Source organism: Chamaesiphon sp. OTE_75_metabat_556, assembly GCF_031378165.1.
Taxonomy (GTDB): Bacteria; Cyanobacteriota; Cyanobacteriia; order Cyanobacteriales; family Chamaesiphonaceae; genus Chamaesiphon.
In genome coordinates this window covers 1-2621 of sequence record NZ_JANNDR010000283.1, presented here as the reverse complement: position 1 = coordinate 2621, position 2621 = coordinate 1, and the positions used below count along the sequence as shown (strand labels likewise).

3 protein-coding genes are annotated in these 2621 nt (G+C 49.0%); 1 reads left to right on the top strand and 2 read right to left on the bottom strand.

What is annotated here, in order from left to right; all coding sequences use genetic code 11:
- A partial coding sequence (locus RMO27_RS11375; RefSeq protein ID WP_309732460.1) for an NACHT domain-containing protein occupies positions 1-968 on the bottom strand: 968 nt, incomplete at its 3' end.
- Between the two features lie 359 nt (positions 969-1327).
- On the opposite strand from RMO27_RS11375, the gene RMO27_RS11370 reads away from it, so the two are divergent.
- Entirely contained in the window at positions 1328-1582 is a 255-nt protein-coding gene (locus RMO27_RS11370) for a hypothetical protein (RefSeq protein WP_309732458.1), read from the top strand.
- A 25-nt stretch (positions 1583-1607) separates the two neighbouring features.
- Here the strand turns inward: RMO27_RS11370 and RMO27_RS11365 are convergent.
- On the bottom strand, positions 1608-2621 hold a 1014-nt coding region (locus tag RMO27_RS11365; RefSeq protein ID WP_309732456.1), incomplete at its 5' end, for a DUF697 domain-containing protein.

Here is a 2621-nt window from a genome sequence, read left to right as displayed (position 1 = left end):
ATCGCCGCCAAAGCATCGCCAGACATTTCATCCAAACCATCCAATAACAGCCACACCCGCCCCTGCTGGCGCAATCCTTTCCAGTCTTCCCAAGCAGCTTGTAAATTATCTTCGCAAACTTTTTTGAGCCATTTTTTCTTGAGATATTTTTCTAGTGAGTTATCTCCGACATCTGCCAGTGATATCCACGCTACTACCAATGGTGCTGGCGGTTGTTGCTCGGCTTGCTGAATCAGCCATGCACCGATTTTAGTCAGGATCGTAGTCTTACCCGCACCAGGCTCGCCAATAATCGCGATATGTTTGCTCCCAGCAGGTTTTCCCACCACGTCGGCGAGAAAAGCCTCATGCTCGAAGCGTTTGGTTTCGGTGTATTCGGTTTGATATAGCTGAGAACCCTGTTCTGGTGATGGCTCTTCTTTCACCTTGGGGCGTTCTTTCCGCTCGATTAGTCCCAAGGGAACGTGAATATCATCGAGGTTGCGGTTGGATTTGTTGAGGAGGCGGTTGGTGGTGAGGTGTTTTTGGGCTGTGAGGAGTTGGCGCGATCGATCGAGCCAGTCAATCTGAGGAGTGGGTTGGCCGATCGAGTTTTGTGGCAGGATGTTAAAGTCGCCAGCGATATTAAATACGTTCCCCCCTGTCACTTGACCAATTACCTGATTACCATTGCCCTCGACATTTTGCTGAATCCGATCGCTTGGATCTGAATTGTTGGTTGGCGGTGAAATGGTTGGGGTTTGGCTCAATTTCTGCTCGATTTCCGCTAGCTCTACTGCTAACTTGGATAGTTTCTCCTCCTCTGCTAATATTTGCTGCTCCAGTTTAAATTTCTCTGCTGCGTCTGTCTCAATTACTAGAGCCATCCTCAGCCGCTTTACCTTCTCAGTGAGCAGCTCCCATTCTGGCAATAACGCATCTCGCTGCACCGTTAGTTGTTTGATTTGAAAGGGTGTTAAAGCTGTCACGATTGGATTGGTTGGGGTGTTGCGGGTTCGTTGGCGATAGCCTCTCCTTGGAGCATCGATTCTAGTCCTATGCGAGTCGATCGATAGTCATGGAATCTTACGGTTTAAGCGAGTAGCTACACTACAAATAGCATACCCAATTCTGCCTTCAAACATTCTCGCTCCGCACTAACAGGGCACCCACAAGCGGCGTTTTTATATCTAGGGTTCCCCCCGAATAAAAAAACGACAAGACAGGGGATGCCCCTACAGATTGATGGTGCGATCGAGTCTTCTGCCAACCCGATCGAGTGTCAGGTTCCACATCTTGCGATCGAGTAATTCACTTGCTACAATAGGTAGACAAGCTTACAAAATATATGGCACAACGACTCAAGCGGTGGGAATCCCCCCGCAAAGAAGGGAGAAACGACAAAGGTAAAGGTGGTTCGGCACGACAACGCCAACTCAAGAAACGGACTCAGATGTTACGGCAAAAACTTAAAGACCAAGGCAATGACAACAACAGCCAAGGTCAAAATAAAAACCAAAATAAAAAAGGAGAGAATTATGATTCTCTCCTTTTTTTTGTAATGTTAGCTCCGAGTCTGCGGAGGCAGACTTTGCATCACTAGCGACGATTTCAATCGTTGGGTGTCTTTAGTCTCGACTACCGATCGAGATTTTCTCAACTGCCTGACTGACAAACGCTTTCAGAAATTCCTCCTTCCGGTTTAATTGAAATTGTTGCTGCACGGCTTCAGCCATACCGCCATCGCCCCACGATCGATCCCGTTGAAAATAGGTGATAAAACTCCGCCCCGCAATTCGGGTGAGATAGGCAGCAGTGATGCCTTGAATGCCTTTGCCTAGCGCGTAGGTTGTGACATTAATAGTTAGAGCAGTGGAAAGCAGTTGAATGGCACCTTTGACGATACCTAAACTAGTGAGAGTTTTACCGAGGGAAAGGGCTAATTCTTGGGCGGTGTCTTTATTTAAGTCGCAACCGTAAATCTTACCGATCTCGATAATCATCTGGGTATTAATTGCCGCCGTAGCCAGGAAATCGACGACGGGTAAAGGGGTGACGGTGACTACTCCGGCACCGATCCATTGATAGCGATTGACGATTTTCTCGGCTTGACGTTGGCGTTGGGCGTCGATTAATTCGCGGGCTTCGGCTCCCAGTCGCTGGGATTGGAGCAAGATGTTGTCTGCCACCAATTCTTCGCCTTCGGCACGGAGGACAGCAGCTAGGCGGCGGATTAGGGGGAAAATATCGGGGTCGGGTGTAAACATTTCGCCCGATTCTAATCGGACTGGTTGGGGATTAGCCGCGATCGCGATGACATCTTGGGGTTCGATCGCACTCTGGACGCGCTGTTGGAGTTGGGTGACGATTTTATCCCGATCGATTGGTGGATAGAGGTCGGTTTTATTAAAGACAAGGAGCGATCGTTTGCCGATTTCGGCGAGTCCCATTAGAGGGGTATATTCCGACGCTCTGAGGTCGTTATCGACGACGAATAATAATAAATCTGCGGCGGTGGCTAGCTCTCTGGCAATTGCTTCGCGCTGCGTGCCTTCAATCCCTGCTTCGAGAATTCCTGGGGTATCGATGAGTAAAATCTGGCGATCTAAGCCTTTGAGTTCGAGCGTATACGTCTCGCCTCT

What these genes read in the sequence shown, in the direction of transcription:
- RMO27_RS11370 (WP_309732458.1), top strand. Translation starts at nt 1,328, where the DNA reads ATGGCACAACGACTCAAGCGGTGGGAATCCCCCCGCAAAGAAGGGAGA.